The sequence below is a fragment of the Tardiphaga alba genome (genome assembly GCF_018279705.1).
In the GTDB taxonomy this organism is placed as follows: Bacteria; Pseudomonadota; Alphaproteobacteria; order Rhizobiales; family Xanthobacteraceae; genus Tardiphaga; species Tardiphaga alba.
Genome location: NZ_CP036498.1, coordinates 42736 through 60161 on the forward strand (window position 1 = coordinate 42736; position 17426 = coordinate 60161).

At 61.6% G+C, this 17426-nt stretch carries 17 protein-coding genes and 1 pseudogene; 16 read left to right on the forward strand and 2 right to left on the reverse strand.

What is annotated here, in order from left to right:
* Window positions 1-33 precede the first annotated feature (33 nt).
* The 3 genes from trpS to RPMA_RS00210 all read left to right on the forward strand — a co-directional run bounded on the left by trpS (window position 34) and on the right by RPMA_RS00210 (window position 2602).
* Window positions 34-1113 (forward strand): tryptophan--tRNA ligase, encoded by a 1080-nt coding sequence (gene trpS, locus RPMA_RS00200; protein ID WP_211910955.1) that lies wholly within the window; start codon window positions 34-36, stop codon window positions 1111-1113.
* Between the two features lie 130 nt (window positions 1114-1243).
* The gene (locus RPMA_RS00205; RefSeq protein WP_211910956.1) at window positions 1244-1738 is read left to right on the forward strand and encodes a universal stress protein; all 495 of its coding nucleotides are present in this window, start codon (window positions 1244-1246) and stop codon (window positions 1736-1738) included.
* Window positions 1739-2035: 297 nt separating this feature from the next.
* A complete protein-coding gene (locus tag RPMA_RS00210; RefSeq protein WP_211910957.1) occupies window positions 2036-2602 on the forward strand; it encodes a NifU family protein in 567 nt (188 codons plus the stop codon).
* Between the two features lie 219 nt (window positions 2603-2821).
* Here the strand turns inward: RPMA_RS00210 and RPMA_RS00215 are convergent, their stop codons facing one another.
* Complete coding sequence (locus tag RPMA_RS00215; protein ID WP_211910958.1) at window positions 2822-4501, reverse strand: methyl-accepting chemotaxis protein; 1680 nt, start codon at window positions 4499-4501, stop codon at window positions 2822-2824.
* Window positions 4502-4870: 369 nt separating this feature from the next.
* On the opposite strand from RPMA_RS00215, the gene tsaB reads away from it, so the two are divergent.
* From tsaB to trmB, 11 genes and pseudogenes are all read left to right on the forward strand, one after another.
* The gene (gene tsaB, locus RPMA_RS00220) at window positions 4871-5572 is read left to right on the forward strand and encodes a tRNA (adenosine(37)-N6)-threonylcarbamoyltransferase complex dimerization subunit type 1 TsaB (RefSeq protein ID WP_211910959.1); all 702 of its coding nucleotides are present in this window, start codon (window positions 4871-4873) and stop codon (window positions 5570-5572) included.
* A complete protein-coding gene (gene rimI / locus RPMA_RS00225; RefSeq protein WP_211910960.1) occupies window positions 5569-6057 on the forward strand; it encodes a ribosomal protein S18-alanine N-acetyltransferase in 489 nt (162 codons plus the stop codon). The genes tsaB and rimI overlap by 4 nt, the downstream gene beginning before the upstream one ends.
* 42 nt (window positions 6058-6099) lie before the next feature.
* Complete coding sequence (locus RPMA_RS00230) at window positions 6100-6552, forward strand: Fur family transcriptional regulator (protein WP_211910961.1); 453 nt, start codon at window positions 6100-6102, stop codon at window positions 6550-6552.
* Window positions 6549-7238: an HAD family hydrolase gene (locus RPMA_RS00235; protein WP_211910962.1), complete on the forward strand. Its 690-nt coding sequence runs from the start codon at window positions 6549-6551 to the stop codon at window positions 7236-7238. The genes RPMA_RS00230 and RPMA_RS00235 overlap by 4 nt, the downstream gene beginning before the upstream one ends.
* A gap of 107 nt (window positions 7239-7345) precedes the next feature.
* Window positions 7346-8761 carry a tRNA (N6-isopentenyl adenosine(37)-C2)-methylthiotransferase MiaB gene (gene miaB, locus RPMA_RS00240; protein ID WP_211910963.1) on the forward strand — a complete coding sequence of 472 codons (1416 nt, stop codon included), beginning with the start codon at window positions 7346-7348 and terminating at the stop codon, window positions 8759-8761.
* A 4-nt stretch (window positions 8762-8765) separates the two neighbouring features.
* The gene (locus tag RPMA_RS00245) at window positions 8766-9830 is read left to right on the forward strand and encodes a PhoH family protein (RefSeq protein ID WP_211910964.1); all 1065 of its coding nucleotides are present in this window, start codon (window positions 8766-8768) and stop codon (window positions 9828-9830) included.
* A 154-nt stretch (window positions 9831-9984) separates the two neighbouring features.
* Complete coding sequence (ybeY, locus tag RPMA_RS00250) at window positions 9985-10497, forward strand: rRNA maturation RNase YbeY (protein ID WP_211910965.1); 513 nt, start codon at window positions 9985-9987, stop codon at window positions 10495-10497.
* 1 nt (window position 10498) lies between these two features.
* Window positions 10499-11625: pseudogene (locus RPMA_RS00255) on the forward strand (hemolysin family protein).
* Window positions 11622-13229 carry an apolipoprotein N-acyltransferase gene (gene lnt, locus RPMA_RS00260; protein WP_249225492.1) on the forward strand — a complete coding sequence of 536 codons (1608 nt, stop codon included), beginning with the start codon at window positions 11622-11624 and terminating at the stop codon, window positions 13227-13229. Before RPMA_RS00255 ends, lnt begins: the two are co-directional and overlap by 4 nt.
* Window positions 13230-13498: 269 nt before the next feature.
* Window positions 13499-13915 (forward strand): helix-turn-helix domain-containing protein, encoded by a 417-nt coding sequence (locus tag RPMA_RS00265; RefSeq protein ID WP_211910966.1) that lies wholly within the window; start codon window positions 13499-13501, stop codon window positions 13913-13915.
* A 129-nt stretch (window positions 13916-14044) separates the two neighbouring features.
* Window positions 14045-14758, forward strand: a complete 714-nt coding sequence (gene trmB, locus RPMA_RS00270) for a tRNA (guanosine(46)-N7)-methyltransferase TrmB (protein ID WP_211910967.1) — start codon at window positions 14045-14047, stop codon at window positions 14756-14758.
* A 98-nt stretch (window positions 14759-14856) separates the two neighbouring features.
* Here the strand turns inward: trmB and RPMA_RS00275 are convergent, their stop codons facing one another.
* Window positions 14857-15861, reverse strand: a complete 1005-nt coding sequence (locus RPMA_RS00275) for a 2-hydroxyacid dehydrogenase (protein ID WP_211910968.1) — start codon at window positions 15859-15861, stop codon at window positions 14857-14859.
* Between the two features lie 226 nt (window positions 15862-16087).
* Between RPMA_RS00275 and RPMA_RS00280 the strand changes: the two genes are divergently transcribed.
* Complete coding sequence (locus RPMA_RS00280; RefSeq protein ID WP_211910969.1) at window positions 16088-16612, forward strand: SH3 domain-containing protein; 525 nt, start codon at window positions 16088-16090, stop codon at window positions 16610-16612.
* A gap of 4 nt (window positions 16613-16616) precedes the next feature.
* Window positions 16617-17390: an SGNH/GDSL hydrolase family protein gene (locus RPMA_RS00285; protein WP_249225494.1), complete on the forward strand. Its 774-nt coding sequence runs from the start codon at window positions 16617-16619 to the stop codon at window positions 17388-17390.
* The last annotated feature ends 36 nt before the right edge of the window (window positions 17391-17426 follow it).

A 17426-nucleotide genomic window follows, 5' to 3' on the forward strand; every position in this document is an offset into this window, starting at 1 on the left:
GCACTCCACCACGGGCCTAGAAGGAACTAGGCTATGTCATCTGCTCCACTGGCATCCACCCAGCAGGCTTTCACCCAGCGCGTGTTCTCGGGCGTCCAGCCCACCGGCAACCTGCATCTCGGCAACTATCTCGGCGCCATCGTCAACTTCGTCAAATTGCAGGAGCAGTATAGCTGCCTGTATTGCGTCGTGGACCTGCATGCCGTCACCGTGGCGCCGTCCGTCTGGGGCGGCCCGGACGAGCTGCGCCGCTGCACCCGTGAAGTCACTGCGGCCTTCATCGCTTCGGGCATCGACCCGAAGAAGCAGATCATTTTCAACCAGAGCCAGGTCGCGGGACACGCCGAACTCGCCTGGGTATTCAACTGCGTCGCCCGCCTCGGCTGGCTGAACCGCATGACCCAGTTCAAGGAAAAGGCCGGCAAGGACCGCGAAAACGCGTCCGTGGGTCTCTACGACTATCCCGTGCTGATGGCCGCCGACATCCTGCTGTATCGCGCCACCCATGTGCCGGTGGGCGAGGACCAGAAGCAGCATCTCGAACTCGCGCGCGATATCGCGCAGAAGTTCAACAATGACTTTGCTGAATCAATCGCGAAGCAGGGCCATGTCGGCCCGTACTTCCCGCAGCCCGAGCCTGTGATCACCGGCCCGGCGACGCGCGTGATGAGCCTTCGCGACGGCACCAAGAAGATGTCGAAGTCCGATCCGTCGGACTATTCGCGCATCAACCTCACCGATGACGCGGATTCGATTGCGCAGAAGATTCGCAAGGCGAAGACCGACCCGGAACCGTTGCCATCGGAAGAAAAGGGTCTGGAGCCGCGTCCGGAAGCCGACAATCTCGTCGGCATCTATGCGGCGCTGTCGGGCCGCGCCAAAGCCGATATTCTCAGCGAATTCGGTGGTGCGCAGTTCTCCGGTTTCAAGGCGAATCTCGTCGATCTCGCCGTGGAAAAGCTGTCACCGATCGCGAATGAGATGAAGAAGCTGTCTGCGGATCACGCTTATGTCGATGCGGTGCTCGCCGATGGCAGCGACCGTGCACGTGCGATTGCCGATGAAACCATGACGTCCGTCAAGGACATCATGGGATTTGTGCGCAAACGGTAATCGCGGCGGAATCCAGCTCTCTCCACGTCTTCGCCACAATCGTCGCGACGCAAGCTCACGCTTGCGAGCGGCTTGTCGAACGCGCATGCGCCGTGGCAGCATGAGGTGAAGAGCTAGCATCGGGACATGCATGAGCACTCAGCGACGTAGTTATGAAACCGGCCACAAGCCGAAATGCCTCGTGGTCGTCGATGACAGCGAGGAATGGGATCGCGCGGTGTATTACGCCGCGCGTTGGGCCGTGCGTGTCGGCGGCGGCGTGGTGATGCTGCGCGTGATCGAGACGGAAGATCGCAACCAGCAATGGCTTGGCGTCGCCGAAGTCATGCGTGCCGAAGCCGAGGAAGGCGCCAATGCGGCGCTGGACCGCGCGTCCGGCCGCGCCAATGGCCTCGCTGCGATCACGCCTGAACGCGTGATCCGCGAGGGCGAGCCGACCGAGCAGATTCTCGATGTGATCGACAAGGATGTCGATATTTCCATGCTGGTGCTGGCGGCTTCCGCGGGCGCCGAGGGACCGGGTCCCATTGTCACCATGATGGCGAAGCTGGTCGGGACATTCCCGGTGCCGGTGGTCGTGGTGCCGGGAAGCCTGACGGATCAGGATATCGACGGGCTGTCGTGATTTCCTTCCCCCGCATCTTGCGCGGGGAGAAGGTGGCCGCGTGAAGCGCGGTCGGATGAGGGGCGGGGCACACAGGTTGCCCAGCCAAGACCTCACGGATCGCACGGATCCGATCCGAAACACCTGCGCTACCGGATTCTTATGTGCCATGCCCCTCACCCACCCGGCTGCGCCGGTTGATCTCTCCCCGCAAAAGAGCGGGGAGAGGTTAGAAACCTTGATTCGTGCCTTTTTCATCGCCATCTGCTAGGCACAACCCCACGCGCCGGCCTTGAACCGGCGACGCAGGAGAGACCGATGTTCATCCAGACCGAAGCGACCCCCAATCCCGCCACGCTGAAATTCATCCCTGGTCGGGATGTGCTGACCAGCGGGACCATGGAATTCACGACCGCCGACGCAGCCTCGCGCTCGCCGCTGGCCGAAAAGCTCTTCGCCGTGAAGGGCGTCACCGGCGTCTTCTACGGCGCCGATTTCGTCACCGTCACCAAGGACGACAGCGACTGGCAGCACCTCAAGCCGGCGATCCTCGGCGCCATCATGGAACACTACATGTCCGGCGCGCCGCTGCTCGCCGATGGCAGCGCTCCGGCGGGCGATATCGATGACGAAGACGAGTTCTTCGACGAGAACGACGCCGAGACCGTGGATGTCATCAAGGACCTGATCGAGACCCGCGTGCGCCCGGCTGTCGCCAATGACGGCGGCGACATCACCTTCCGCGGCTTCAAGGACGGCATCGTCTATCTCGCCATGAAGGGCGCCTGCTCGGGCTGCCCCTCATCGACCGCCACACTGCAGCATGGCATCCAGAACCTGCTGAAGCATTTTGTGCCGGAAGTGCAGGAAGTGCGGCCGATGTGATCTTCCTTCTCCCCGCATGCGCGGGAGAAGGTGGCCACGCGAAGCGTGGCCGGATGAGGGGCCGGGCACGGCCTCTCCATATGCGAAATACTATCGGGTCGTGAGAATTCCGATCCGAGAGAGCGGTGTATGCAGCAGCTTGCGTGCCATGCCCCTCACCCGCCGCGAAGACGCGGCGACCTCTCCCCGTAAAGAACGGGGAGAGGTTAGAAAGAACAACTACCTTCCGATGCTCGCAGCTTCTTCCGCCGCACGTTGCATGCTTGACGACATCTCGTTCGTCACCACGCTCTGCTCTTCCACCGCAGCAGCCGTCGCCGTCACATACTCGCTGACATGCTGAATTTCGCTCTTAATCGCGTTCAGCGCATCGACGACATCGCCTGAAATACCGTTCAGGCTGCCGATTTCGCTGGAGATCCGATCCGTCGCCTGCTTGGCCTGCGTCGCGAGATTCTTCACCTCGGACGCGACCACGGCGAAGCCGCGACCAGCCTCGCCCGCACGGGCCGATTCGATCGTGGCATTCAGCGCCAGCAGATTGATCTGGCCGGTGATGTTGCCGATCAGCTCGACAATGCCGCTCATCGCCTGCGCTGCCGCAGCGAGTCGCTGCGCCTGACCGTCCGCAACCTCGACCTTGCCGACGGCTGACATCGCCGTCTCCCGTGACTTCGTCATGGCTTCGGAAATCTCGCGCACCGAGGCATTAAGTTCTTCGGCACCGGCAGCGACCGACTCCATCATCCCACGCACGCGCTCGCTCTTCATCCGAGCAATGACCTGTGCCGAGACGTCGGACGCGTATTTCACAACCTTGTAGGGTTTACCGTTCAAATCCAGAATCGGATTGTAGGACGCCTGGATCCAGACCTGCTTGCCGTTCTTGCCGACGCGCTGATACTCCGCGGCCTGATACTCACCACGCTGCAGCGCCGCCCAGAACGTCGCATAGGCGCTACTGCCGCGTTCTTCGGCGCTGACGAACATGCTGTGATGTTTGCCCTGAATCTCCGAGAGAGCGTATCCCATGACGCTCAGGAAATTCTGGTTGGCATTGAGAACGATGCCATCGAGATTGAATTCGATCACCGCCTGCGATTTGCCGATTGCCTCGATCTGCGCCGAGAAATTCGCTGTGCGCAACTTCTGCTCGGTGACATCGGAGGCGAATTTGATGACCTTCAACGGCTGGCCATCCTCATCGAAGATCGGATTATAGGTCGCGAGAATCCAGACTTCCTTGCCGCCTTTGCCGACCCGCTTGTATTCCGCGGCCTGATATTCGCCGCGCTTCAAGCTTGCCCAGAATTCGGCATAGGCAGCGCTGTTACGATCTGCCGGCGTCACAAACATGCTGTGATGCTTGCCGCGTATTTCGTCCAGCGAGTAACCCAGCGTGTCGAGAAAGAGCTGGTTGGCCGAAACGATCGTGCCATCCATCTTGAATTCGATGATCGCCTGCGAGCGCTCGATGGCTGCAATCTTGCCGCGATCTTCCAGGCTGCGAACCTTCTGCGCTGTGACATCGCTGCAGAACTTGACGACTTTGACAGCGTTGCCGCTGTCGTCGAGGATCGGATTATACGATCCCTGAATCCAGACTTCGCGATCGCCTTTGCCCAGGCGCTTGAATTCACCGGCTTGATAGACACCGCGATTCAACACTGCCCAGAAGTCACGATACGCAGCGCTGTTGCGGCTGCCAGGCATCACGAACATGCTGTGATGCTTGCCCACGACTTCGGCAAGCGTGTAGCCCATCGTCGTCAGGAAATTCTCGTTTGCGGTGATGATCGTTCCATCGAGGTTGAACTCGATCAGCGCGAAAGACTTGTTGATCGCCTTCGTTTCGGCGAGCGCATTCCGCGCAGCTGGATTCGTCAACCACTGCAACATCGAAAAGACTTTCTGTTTATGGCTTCCCGGGAAATCGTTTAGTCAAATGCACAACCAGACCGACTGACAAAGGTGAGTCGAACACCTTTGCGCCTGCTGGTATCCTTCTGTCATCGATGTCCAAAAAATTGATTAAATTGGAACCGGGATTGCCAGCGACAAGCTGGCCCGCACGCGCGCAGAATCGAAATTGGCCTTGTCATTCCGGCACTTCTTTATGCCTTGCCGGTAAAGATAAATATTATAGTTGAGTGACTCCGGCATCCCCGGATTGCTCGCCGCAGGTGAATGCGGCATGGCCTTACCCGCATTCGAATACTATAGGTACACAACCGGGTATCCTTCCCGGCTCGACGGAACGCCTACGACATGCTGATTCTCGCAATCGATACCGCCCTCGACGCCTGTGCCGCCGGTGTTCTCGACACCCGCAGCGGACAATTGATCGCGCACGAATCGCAACCGATGAAGCGCGGCCATGCCGAGGCGCTGATGCCGCTGCTGGCGCGCGTGATGCAGCTATCCGGTATCGGCTTCCCCGAACTCGACCGGATCGCGGTCACCACAGGCCCGGGCAGCTTCACCGGTCTGCGCGTCGGCCTCTCCGCCGGGCGCGGCATCGGCCTCGCGGCGGGCAAGCCCGTGGTCGGCGTGACGACATTGGCGGCCTATGCGGCTCCCGTCGTCACTCAGAACGGCGACGCGCCGGTCATGGCTGCAATCGATGCACGCCACGACCATGTGTACTTCCAGGCGGTGAGCGGAAACGGCACGTCACTACAGCGCCCTTGCGTCATCCCGATCGACGATGCGATCGATGCGGCACGCTTCGGAGCGCCGCATCTGGTGGGTAACGCCGCGGAGATGTTGGCGGCGCACTGGCCCGCCGATGCGACTGCGCCGGTAGCGGTGGATCAGCAACCCGCACCGGAGATATCCTGGGTCGCTTGGCTCGGCGCCGCCGTCGATCCACAGACGGCCCTGGCGCGGCCGTTCTATCTGCGCGCGCCCGACGCCAAACCGCAATCGAGCTTGATGGGTGCGCTCGATCAGACGCAGCCGGCATCATGACGCTGCCGTCCTGGTTCCCGTTCTTCCGCACTGCGCCCGCCGTGGTCGAAGCCGCAACGCCAAAGGACGCGGCGCAACTGGCGCGACTGCACGCCGCATCGTTTCATCGCGGCTGGGGCGACGGTGAATTCGAGCAGATGCTGCGCGAGCCCAACACGCTGATCCATCGGCTGCGACAGGGCCGCAGCATTGTCGGCTTTGCCGCATCGCGCATCGCCGCGGATGAAGCGGAAATCCTGTCCGTTGCGGTATCGCCTGACCAACGTGGCCGTGGCCTGTCACGCGACCTGTTCCTCATCCATCTTGGCCATCTCGCCGGACGCGGCGTGCGCACCGTGTTCCTCGAAGTGGAGGAAAACAACATGCCGGCGCGGCGGCTCTATGATCGCACCGGCTTTGCCGTGGTCGGCCAGCGCGAGCGCTATTACAAGGAAGCCAACGGCGCCGAATTGAACGCCCTGATCATGCGTCGCGACTTGTCCTGACGCCGCGCCAGTGGCAAAAGAAGCCACTGCGAGAACAGAGCTATGACTATTTTGAAATCGACATCTTCCAAAGTGAACAGCATTGAATCGCGCTGCGCTGCGACAGGCATGCGCATGACCGAACAGCGCCGCGTGATCGCGCGCGTGCTGGCGGAAGCCGACGATCATCCCGATGTGGAAGAGCTCTATCGCCGCTGCGTTGCCATCGATGACAAGATCTCGATCTCGACAGTGTATCGCACCGTCAAACTGTTTGAGGATGCGGGTATCATCGAGCGTCATGATTTCCGCGAAGGCCGCGCACGCTACGAGACGATGCGCGATACGCATCACGACCATCTGATCAATTTGCGCGATGGAACGGTGATCGAGTTCACGTCGGAAGCCATCGAAGCGCTGCAGGCGGAAGTCGCGGCCAAGCTTGGCTATAAGCTCGTCGATCATCGGCTCGAGCTGTATTGCGTACCGCTCGATGAGGACAAGTCCAAGCAGTGAGCTTCGATCTCGTCATTTTCGACTGCGACGGCGTGCTCGTCGATAGTGAGGCGCTAGCCTGCGTTGTGCATGCAGATGTGCTCACGGCCTACGGCTATGCCATTACCGCCGCGCAGGTGCATGAGCGCTTCCTGGGCCGTTCGGCGCGCGAAGCGCGGGCGCAAGTCGAATCCGAAATGGGGCGCGTGCTGCCGGACGAATATACGGACTCGCTGCGATCCACCATCGATCGGGTGTTCGGCGAGCAACTGCAGCCGGTGCCCGGAATCGACGATGTCCTGGCGGGCCTCACGCAGCAGAAATGCGTGGCCTCATCGGGGACGCCGACGCGGATTCGCTCGAGCCTCACCACCACCAAGCTTATCCATCACTTCGGCGAGCATCTGTATTCGGCCTTGCAGGTCGAGCGCGGCAAGCCGGCGCCGGACCTGTTCCTGTTTGCCGCCGCCCAGATGGGCGTCGATCCCGCGCGCTGCGTGGTGATCGAGGACAGCATCCATGGGGTCTCAGGGGCCGTGGCAGCGGGCATGACAGTGTTTGGCTTCCATGGCGGAGCCCATTGCGGGCCGTCGACCGCAGGGGCCCTACAGGCCACCGGAGCCCATCTGGTGTTTTGCGACATGCGGCAACTTCCGGCGCTGATCGAGGCCGGCGCGCCCGGCGCACGCGCCTTCGATCCGGCGTAACTCGTTGTAACGATTATATTTTGCCGCTGACGCTGGATTTATCGGGCGCGAGCCTATAATTGAACGCTGCGCGCGCGTGACGCGCTTTTTCTTACAGTTTGGGTTCCATGACCACCGCGCCGCGCAAGCTGCACATCAAATCCTTCGGCTGCCAGATGAATGTCTACGATGCCCAGCGCATGGTGGACACGCTGGCGCCTGAAGGTTTCGTCGAGACAGCCAATGCCGACGATGCGGATCTGGTGATCCTGAACACCTGCCACATCCGCGAAAAGGCGTCCGAGAAGGTCTATTCCGAACTCGGCAAGCTGCGCCTCGCCAAGGCCGAAGCCGCCCAGCACGGCAAGCAGATGAATGTCGTGGTGGCCGGCTGCGTCGCCCAGGCCGAGGGCGACGAGATCATCCGTCGTGCCCCGGTGGTCGATGTCGTGGTCGGCCCGCAGAGCTATCACAACCTGCCGCAGCTGCTCGCCAAGGCACGCGACGGCGAGCGCGCGCTAGATACGGATTTCCCGGTCGAGGACAAGTTCGGCTTCCTCCCGGCGCCGAAACCGGCCGCGATTCGCGCCCGCGGCATCTCGGCCTTCGTGACGGTGCAGGAAGGCTGCGACAAGTTCTGCACCTTCTGTGTGGTGCCCTATACCCGCGGCGCCGAAGTGTCGCGCCCGGTGGCGAAGATCATCGAGGATACCGAGCGCCTTGCTGACAATGGCGTCCGCGAGATCACGCTGATCGGCCAGAACGTCAACGGCTATCACGGCGAAGGCCCGGACGGCCGGCCATGGGCGCTGGGCCAACTGATCTTCCGCCTCGCCGAGATCCCCGGCATCGCCCGCATCCGCTATTCCACCAGCCATCCCCGCGATGTCGAGGACACGCTGATCGCAGCGCATCGCGATTTGCCGCAGCTGATGCCCTTCGTGCATTTGCCCGTGCAGTCCGGTTCGGACCGGATTCTCGCGGCCATGAACAGAAAACATACGGCGGCCGACTATCGCCGGGTCATCGAGCGTTTCCGGTCCGCGCGGCAAGATATTGCTTTTACGTCGGATTTCATCGTCGGCTTCCCCGGCGAGACGGAACAGGACTTTGCCGACACACTCGCACTCGTCACACAAATCGGTTACGCTGGCGCGTATTCGTTCAAGTATTCGCCGCGACCGGGCACGCCGGCTGCGGAGTTGCAGGAGACGGTGTCACAGGCCGACATGGACGAGCGACTGACGCGGCTACAGACCCTGATCGACAGCCAGCAAGCGGCCTTCAACAAGGCTGCCGTCGGCAAGACCGTCGATGTGCTGTTCGAGCGTGCCGCCCGCAATCCCGGCCAGATCGTCGGCCGCACGGCTTTCCTGCAGCCAGCCCATGTGATGGCCTCCGAGGACATCATCGGCAAGATCCTTCCGGTCCAGGTCGAAAGCCTCGAGCGCTACAGCCTGATCGGCACGCTGGCCACAGCCACGCATCCACCCCTTTCATCGTCTGAGTTATCGCAGCCTGTTCTCACCGCCACGGGAGCCTGAATTCTTGGCAAAGAGTGCATCGGATTCGTCTACGCTCGCTGCTCGCAAAATGGACTTCACCGCGTCAGCCGAGACGCAAGTCGTCATCGACTTCGACGACAACCGTGCGGCCTCCGCATTGGTCGGCCCTTACGGCCAGAACCTCGCGCTGGTGGAACGACGACTGAACGTCGTCGTCGATAGCCGCGGCAATCACATCACCCTCACCGGAACGCGCGACGCCTGCGACGCCGGCCGCCGGGTGCTTGAAATGCTCTATACGCAGGCCGCGCAGGGCATCGAGCTGGCGCAAGGCGATGTCGAAGGCGCCATCCGCGCCACGCTCGCACAAGGCTCGCTGTTTCCATTCGACCCCAAAAACCCGTCGAAGCCGATCTCGAATTTCGAAGCCGTCAATCTGCGCAAGCGCCCGGTGCGCGCACGCACAGCTGCTCAGGACTCCTATATCCGCGCATTGAAGAGCCACGAACTCGTGTTCGGCGTCGGCCCCGCCGGCACGGGCAAGACCTGGCTGGCCGTGGCGCATGCCTGCATGCTGTTCGAGCGCAAGGAAGTCGATCGCATCATCCTGTCGCGCCCTGCCGTGGAAGCGGGCGAACGCCTCGGCTTCCTGCCCGGCGATCTCAAGGAAAAGGTCGATCCGTATCTGCGCCCGATCTATGACGCGCTGTATGACCTGATGGATGCCCGCGTCGTCGAGCGCGCGCTTGCCGCCAACGAAATCGAAATCGCGCCGCTCGCTTTCATGCGCGGCCGGACGCTGACCAATGCCGCGATCATTCTCGACGAAGCGCAGAACACCACATCCATGCAGATGAAGATGTTCTTGACGCGCCTCGGTGAGAACAGCCGCATGATCATCACAGGCGACCCGTCGCAGGTCGACTTGCCGAACGGACAGGTCTCCGGCCTTGCCGAGGCCGTGAAGCTGCTCGACGGCGTGCCCGGCATCGCGCAGGTGCAGTTCAAGGGTGAAGACGTGGTTCGCCATGAACTGGTGGGCCGCATCGTCGCGGCCTATGAGAAAGCAGCGCCGAAGCCTTTGACGGCGGTCAAGGACAAGCCGTGAGCCGAAAACGCCAAACCATCCGCTTGAGCACGACCACCTCTCCCCACCGGGGAGAGGTGGTCGTGCGTCGCTGCCAACTAGGACTGTAGTACAAAACACCAGAAGGAACGGCGGATCTGCGATAGGGTCCGTCGATGAGAAAAACTATTACCCCATGACGACCCATATCCCACCCGCGACCGAAGTTCTCGTCGTCGCCGATTGCTGGTCAGCCGAACCTGAGGCCGACGCGATTATTCATCGCGCCATCGAGGCTGCATCTGGCATGGTCGAGGATGACACCGCCGACGCCGAACTCGCGGTCATGCTCACCGACGATACCGGTATCCGCACGCTGAACAACAATTGGCGCGGCATGGACAAGGCCACCAATGTCCTGTCCTTCCCCGCTCTGCAGCCGCCGGAAGGCGCCGACGTGCCCGACGACATGCCGATGATGCTCGGCGACATCGCGATCGCTTACGAGACGACACGCCGCGAGGCAGACGACGAAGAGAAGACATTCGCCAATCATCTCAGCCATCTCGCCATTCACGGCTTCCTGCATCTCGTCGGTTATGACCACGAGAATAATGAAGACGCCGAGGAAATGGAGCAGAAGGAGCGCGAGATTCTTGCAACGCTCGGCATTCCCGACCCCTATGCCAATCAAGGCGAGGTGATCTGACATGCCGGAGGGCGATAGTAACGACAATACGAACAATCTGCCCGCAGTCGTCCATGACGGCGAGGTCATCCGCCCCGCTGCCGAGAACTGGCTGACGCGCGCGATTCGTTCGCTGTTTGGATGGAAGACCGGATCGGTGCGCGCCGATCTGCAGGTGGTGCTCGACGCGTCCGAGCCGGAAGAGACCGGCTTCACCACCATCGAGCGCACGATGCTGCGCAACATCCTCGGCCTCAATGAGCGCCGCATCGCAGATGTGATGGTGCATCGCTCCGATATCATCGCTGTGAAGCAGGACATTTCGCTTGGCGAATTGATGAGTCTGTTCGAGAGCGCCGGCCATTCGCGTCTCGTCGTCTATAACGAGACGCTCGATGATCCCGTCGGCATCGTCCATATCCGCGACATGCTCGGCTATATGACGATCAAGGCTCGCAAGGAGCCCAAGGAAACCAAGCCTACCGCAGCCGCGACGACGACCAAGCGCAAGAAGGTGCTGCCTGCGGGCCTCGACCTGCGCGCGGTCGATCTCGCACAGAGCCTCATCGAAGCCGGCATCATCCGCAAGCTGCTCTATGTGCCGCCGTCGATGCGCGCCATCGACCTGCTGGCGCAGATGCAGGCCGCGCGTTTGCATCTCGCACTCGTGGTCGACGAGTATGGCGGCACCGACGGCCTCGTTTCCATTGAGGACATCGTCGAACAGATCGTCGGCGAGATCGACGACGAGCATGACAGCGAAGAGCCGCCTTCGATCGTCAAGCAAGGCGACTATTTCATAGCCGATGCCCGCACCAGCCTCGAAGAGGCGCGCAAGCTGATCGGGCAAGACTTCGAGACCGGCGAAGACGGCGAAGACGTCGAGACGCTGGGCGGCTATATCGTCACCCATGTGGGCCGCCTGCCCGTGCGCGGCGAAGTCATCGCCGGTCCCGGCGAATTCGAGATCGAAGTGCTCGATGCCGATCCGCGCCGCGTCAAGCGGTTGCGCATCGGTCCGCGCAAGGAGCGCCCTGCTCCGCGCGTCCGCGAACCGCGCAAGCGTGGCACAGCAAACGATACCGCCAATTCGCAATCCACCGACACTGCGAATCCGCCCCCTCTGGAGACAATGCGGGAACGCCGTGATCCCCAAACAATTGCGCAGCGTCGCACTCAGCATCATTCTTGCCTGGGGCTGGAAGCGTGCAGCCATCGCGTTCGTCGCCGGCGCATTCTCCTCGCTGGCAATGGCGCCGTTCAATGCCTGGCCGATCCTCTTCGTCACATTCCCGATCGCCATCTGGCTGATCGACGGCGCTGCCGCCGGCAAAATGCGCGGCATCCCAGCCGCCGCCATGGCCGGCTGGTGGTTCGGCTTCGGTTACTTCGTGCCGGGGCTGTACTGGATCGGCTACGCATTCCTCGTCGACGCCGAAACATTCGCATGGCTGCTGCCGGCCGCGATCTGCGGCCTGCCCGCTTATCTCGCGCTCTACACGGCGCTCGGCTTCGCGCTGGCGCGCCTGCTCTGGACCAGGGATGCGTCGCGCATTCTCGCGCTTGCAGCCAGCCTGACCATCGGCGAATGGCTGCGCGGACATATGCTCACCGGCTTTCCCTGGAATGCGTTCGGCTACGCGCTGACCGAACCGCTGGCATTGGCGCAGACCATGTCACTGGTCGGGCTGTGGGGCATGACGTTCATCGCGATCGCGATCTTCGCGTCACCGGCCGCATTGATCGATGGCCGTTCGCGTACCCAGCGCCCTTGGCTGGCGCCAGCACTTGCACTGTCACTCCTGATCGCGATGGGTGTCTATGGCGCCATCCGCCTTGGAAACACGCCGACACAATTCGTCGCCAATGTGAAGCTGCGCATCATGCAGCCGGCGATCTCGCAGGACAAACGCTTCAACTATTCCGCCAAAGCGGATGTGATGAGCAAATATCTCGCTTTGTCCGATCGCTCCACCGGGCCCGAGAACAGCGGTGTCGGCTCCGCCAATATCCTGATCTGGCCGGAATCGGCCTTCCCGTTTTTCCTGTCGCGCGAAGCCGATGCGATGGCACAGATTGCCGACCTGCTCCCGAAAGGCACCGTGCTGATCACCGGCGCCGTGCGCCCGCCGGATCAGCCGCCCGGCACGCGCGTCACACGCGCCTATAATTCGATATTCGTCATCGATCACGACGGCACCTTCCTGTCGGTCTATGACAAGCTGCATCTGGTGCCTTTCGGCGAATACTTGCCATTCCAGAATCTGCTCGAAAAAATCGGTCTGCAGCAGCTCACTAAAGTTCATGGCGGCTTTATTCCGGGAGCCCGCCGCAAGGCGATGGACGTTCCCGGCGCTCCAAGCATGCTGCCATTGATCTGCTACGAAGCTGTTTTCCCCGATGACATCGTCATCCAGAAGGATCGTCCTGGCTGGATGGTCAATCTGACCAATGACGGCTGGTTCGGTATCTCGACCGGCCCGTATCAACACCTGCAACAGAGCCGCATGCGGGCGATCGAAGAAGGCCTGCCAATGGTTCGCGCTGCGAACACCGGCATCTCCGCCGTGATCGATCCGCTGGGCCGCTCGGTGGCAGAGCTCGGACTTGGTGTGGAGGGTGTGCTTGATGCGCGCCTGCCTGCGGCGATTTCGCCCACCCCATATTCGAAGATTGGAGACCTTCCGGCGGCAATATGTATTTCGCTGGCGATCGTCTTCGTTGTCCGCAGACGCAACAAGACTACCAACTAGCTTGATAGTTCAAGTATTTAGATAGTTACAGGGCGCTGGCATCGCCTTTTACTCGAACGCAAAATGCGTTCTCGATGCCTTTTTCATCTAGCTATGTTTGTCAGTATTTGAGACTATAATACCGCCAGCATGAATTTTCCGATTTAGGAAAATTTGCGCACACAAGAAAATCTATTAAAATACCGCTGGATCGGCAACGAAGCCGACCCTCTCTTGACGGACAGTATCCGTGCTCCGTCTTCCATGATGCGTGACCAGGAGTAGTTGAGATGTCGACGAAAGCGCCCAATCCTGTTGACAAATACGTCGGCAGCCGTGTGCGCATGCGCCGTATTATGCTGGGCATGAGTCAAGAGAAGCTGGGTGAAGCGCTTGGTCTGACATTTCAGCAGGTGCAGAAGTACGAAAAGGGTACCAATCGCGTCGGCGCCAGCCGTCTGCAGCAGATTTCAGAAATCCTGCAGGTGCCGGTCTCGTTCCTGTTCGAAGGCGGCCCCGGCGCGATCGAAACCGCAAACGGCTTCGGCGAGGCCTCATCGCCCACTTACGTGTCCGACTTCCTTGCGACTTCTGAAGGCCTCGCACTGACCCGTGCTTTCACACGCATTTCGGATACCAAGCTCCGCCGCAGCATCGTCGACCTCGTCGAGCAAATCGCCGCCCGCGAAGCCACGGAAGCCAATTAAGCACGCTGACTTGTAGGGTGGGCACGGCGCAAGCGCGCCTTTTGCCCACCCTCCATTCTCTCGCTCTCATGGTCGGTATTCGTCATCGTCGCGATGGCGCCGTACGCATTTCGGCGCTATCACCCCGCCATGACGACTGACGACATCATCGACGACGAATCCAGACGCTATACGGGCTCCTTCTTCGGACGCCGCAAGGGCCACAAGCTGCGCGACCATCAGTCCGACCTGATGGCGACATTGCTGCCGCGCCTGTCCGTGGACATTGCACATCCAGCGCCCGCGGATCTGTGCACGCTATTCAAACCGAATATTCGCGATGTCCGCCTCGAGATCGGATTTGGCGGTGGCGAGCACCTCGTCGCGGAAGCGCTTGCGCATCCCGATATCGGCTTCATCGGCTGCGAGCCCTATATCAACGGCATGGCCAAGATCCTGGTGCAGATCGAGGCGCAGAATATCAAGAATATCCGCCTCGTTGCCGGAGACGCCGCCGAACTGCTCGACTGGGCACCGGCGCAATCGCTGAAGCGCATCGACCTGATCCATCCCGACCCCTGGCCGAAGAAGAAGCACTGGAAGCGCCGCTTCGTGCAGGACGCCACGCTTGCAAAAATGGTTCGGGTGCTGGTGCCGAAGGGTGAATTTCGTTTCGTCTGCGACATCGAGAGCTATGTCGCCTGGACGCTGTGGCATGTGACGCGATCGCCGGCCTTCGTGTGGCTTGCCGAACGCGCGGATGATTGGCGGCTGCCATGGCCGAACTACACGATGACGCGCTACGGCCGCAAGGCGACCCGCGAGGGCCGCAAGGCGAGCTATCTGATGTTTCGGTTGAAGTAGAGTTCGTAGCCCGGATGGAGCGCAGCGCAATCCGGGGACCGGCGATATGCTGATACTCTGAATCCCGGATTACGCTTCGCTCCATCCGGGCTACAAGATTACAGCATGTTCGGCAGCACGCGATCCGGCGGCTTGTGCGCGTCGAGGAAGGCGCGAATGTTGATGATGACCTTCTCGCCCATCTCGACACGACCTTCCACTGTCGCCGAGCCCATATGCGGCAGCAGCACGACCTTGCCAGCCTTGGCGAGACGCACAAGCTTCGGATTGACCGCAGGCTCGTGCTCGAACACGTCGAGTGCGGCGCCGGCGATGTCGCCGCTTTCGATCAGCTTGGTGAGCGTCTCTTCGTCGATCACCTCGCCGCGCGCAGTGTTGACGATATAGGCGTCCTTGCGGATCAGCTTGAGGCGACGCGCGGATAGCAGGTGGAACGTGGCCGGCGTGTGCGGGCAGTTCACCGAGATAATGTCCATGCGCGCCAGCATCTGGTCGAGCGAGTCCCAATAAGTGGCGCCGAGTTCATCGGCGATCACGGGCGCGACCGGTTTGCGGTTGTGATAGTGGATCTGCAGACCGAACGCCTTGGCGCGGCGCGCGACGGCTTGGCCGATACGGCCCATGCCGATGATGCCGAGGCGCTTGCCGCCAAGCCGCTTGCCGAGCATCCAGGTCGGCGACCAACCCTGCCAGTCCTCCCGACTTTCGGTGAGGATCGCGGCGCCCTCGATCAGCCGGCGCGGCACAGCGAGGATCAGCGACATGGTCATGTCGGCCGTATCTTCGGTGAGCACTTTGGGCGTGTTGGTGACGGTGATGCCCTTCGCCTGTGCGGCGGACACGTCGATATTGTCGACGCCGTTGCCGAAATTGGCGATCAGCTTGACCTTGCAATCGGGCTGGTCGAGCAGGTCCTTGGTGATCTCGTCGGTGACGGTGGGGACCAGCACATCCGCCGTGCGGATCGCCTCGGCAAGCTGCTCCTGCGTCATCGGCACATCATCGACATTGAGGCGCGCGTCGAACAATTCGCGCATCCGCGTCTCGATGGAATCCGGCAGGCGGCGGGTGACGACGACGAGAGGCTTCTTCTTCACCGACATATCCTGCTCACCCGCGCTTTAGCTGGTCCGTTCAGTCCGCATTAACCCGGTTGTTCGAAACTCCCGCAGCCGCGCGAATTCAACGTTTCCTCGGGTTCCCCGACACTTACCGGTGCTTGCCGGGTGTCTTGAGGCCTCGGTCCTCTCTATCAGAAGACCGGGCCGAAACAAGAACCCAGCGGTCGCGTGCGGCGCAGTGATGATGGAATGGGTTGAGGTGGGGGTAATGGCGTTCGGGCGTTGTGCGTATGCGGCATTGGCGATCGCAGGGATAGTCATGGCCAGTGATCCGGCCGTCGCCGCCAAGGACGTCCCGCTCGGTGCCAGCGGGCTTCCCGTGCCCCGTTATGTCAGCTTGAAATCGGACCATGTAAATGTTCGCGGCGGCCCGACCAAGGATAATGACGTGTCCTGGGTCTATACCCGTTCCGGACTGCCGGTGGAAATCACCGCCGAATTCGAAAACTGGCGCCGCGTCCGCGATTCCGAAGGTGCCGAAGGCTGGGTTTATCATTCGCTGCTGTCCGGCCGCCGCACTGCGGTGGTGACCATGAAGCACAAGGACGAACTGGCCTCGATCTATGACGACCCGAATCCGAAAAGCGCCGTCGCTGCGCGGCTGCAGGCGGGTGTCGTGGCGCAAGTGAAGCGTTGCCGCGACGGCTGGTGCCGTGTGGTCGGCGCCGGCTTCGACGGCTGGATCGAGCAGCAGCGCTTGTGGGGCGTCTATGCGGACGAGAAGGTCAACTGAACGGATGCGCGCCGGCCTCCTGGCCATCGCTCTCGCTGTCGCACCCCATACCGCATTCGCACGGTCGCCGGTCGAGGCCTGTCTGGCGGTCGATCAGCGCCTGACCGACCCCGCGCCCCTTCCTCGCACCTCGACCATACTGACCGGTGCCGGCCCATTGCGCGTCGTCGCGATCGGGTCGTCATCGACGCTGGGCCTATGGCAATCGGACGCCACGCGTACCTATCCCGGACGGCTGAAGGCAGAGTTGCAGCAACTCAGGCCCGGCCTGTCGGTCGAACTCATCAATAGCGGCCGCAACGCCGATACGATCCCCGGCAATATCGCCCGCTTTGCGCGGGACGTTGCCGCGCACAAGCCGGATCTGGTGATCTGGCAGATCGGCACCAACGACATCACCTGGCTGCACAGCGCCGACAGCCTCACCGGCAGGATCACCGACGGCATCCGGCAGCTCAAGGCCACGGGAGCCGATGTGATCCTGATGGACCAGCAATACGCCCCGGTCATTCTGGCATCGAACTACACGAAGATGCAGGAGAGCATCATTGAAGCCGCCCGGCACGAAAATGTGCCGCTGTTCTCGCGCTTCAATCTCATGCGGCGCACGGTCGAAGGCGGTGTATCGGTGACGGCCCTGACAAGCTGGGACGGGCTACACAGTTCTGCCGATGGCTATGAATGCGTTGGACGCGCGCTCGCGCATGCCATCGTGGCGACGATGCCCGCCGCGGTTCAGACGCAACCGACGCCTGCAAAGCGCGTGCGCAGCAAATAACGGTCCGGAAACAAAGATGGCCGGGACATGCCCGGC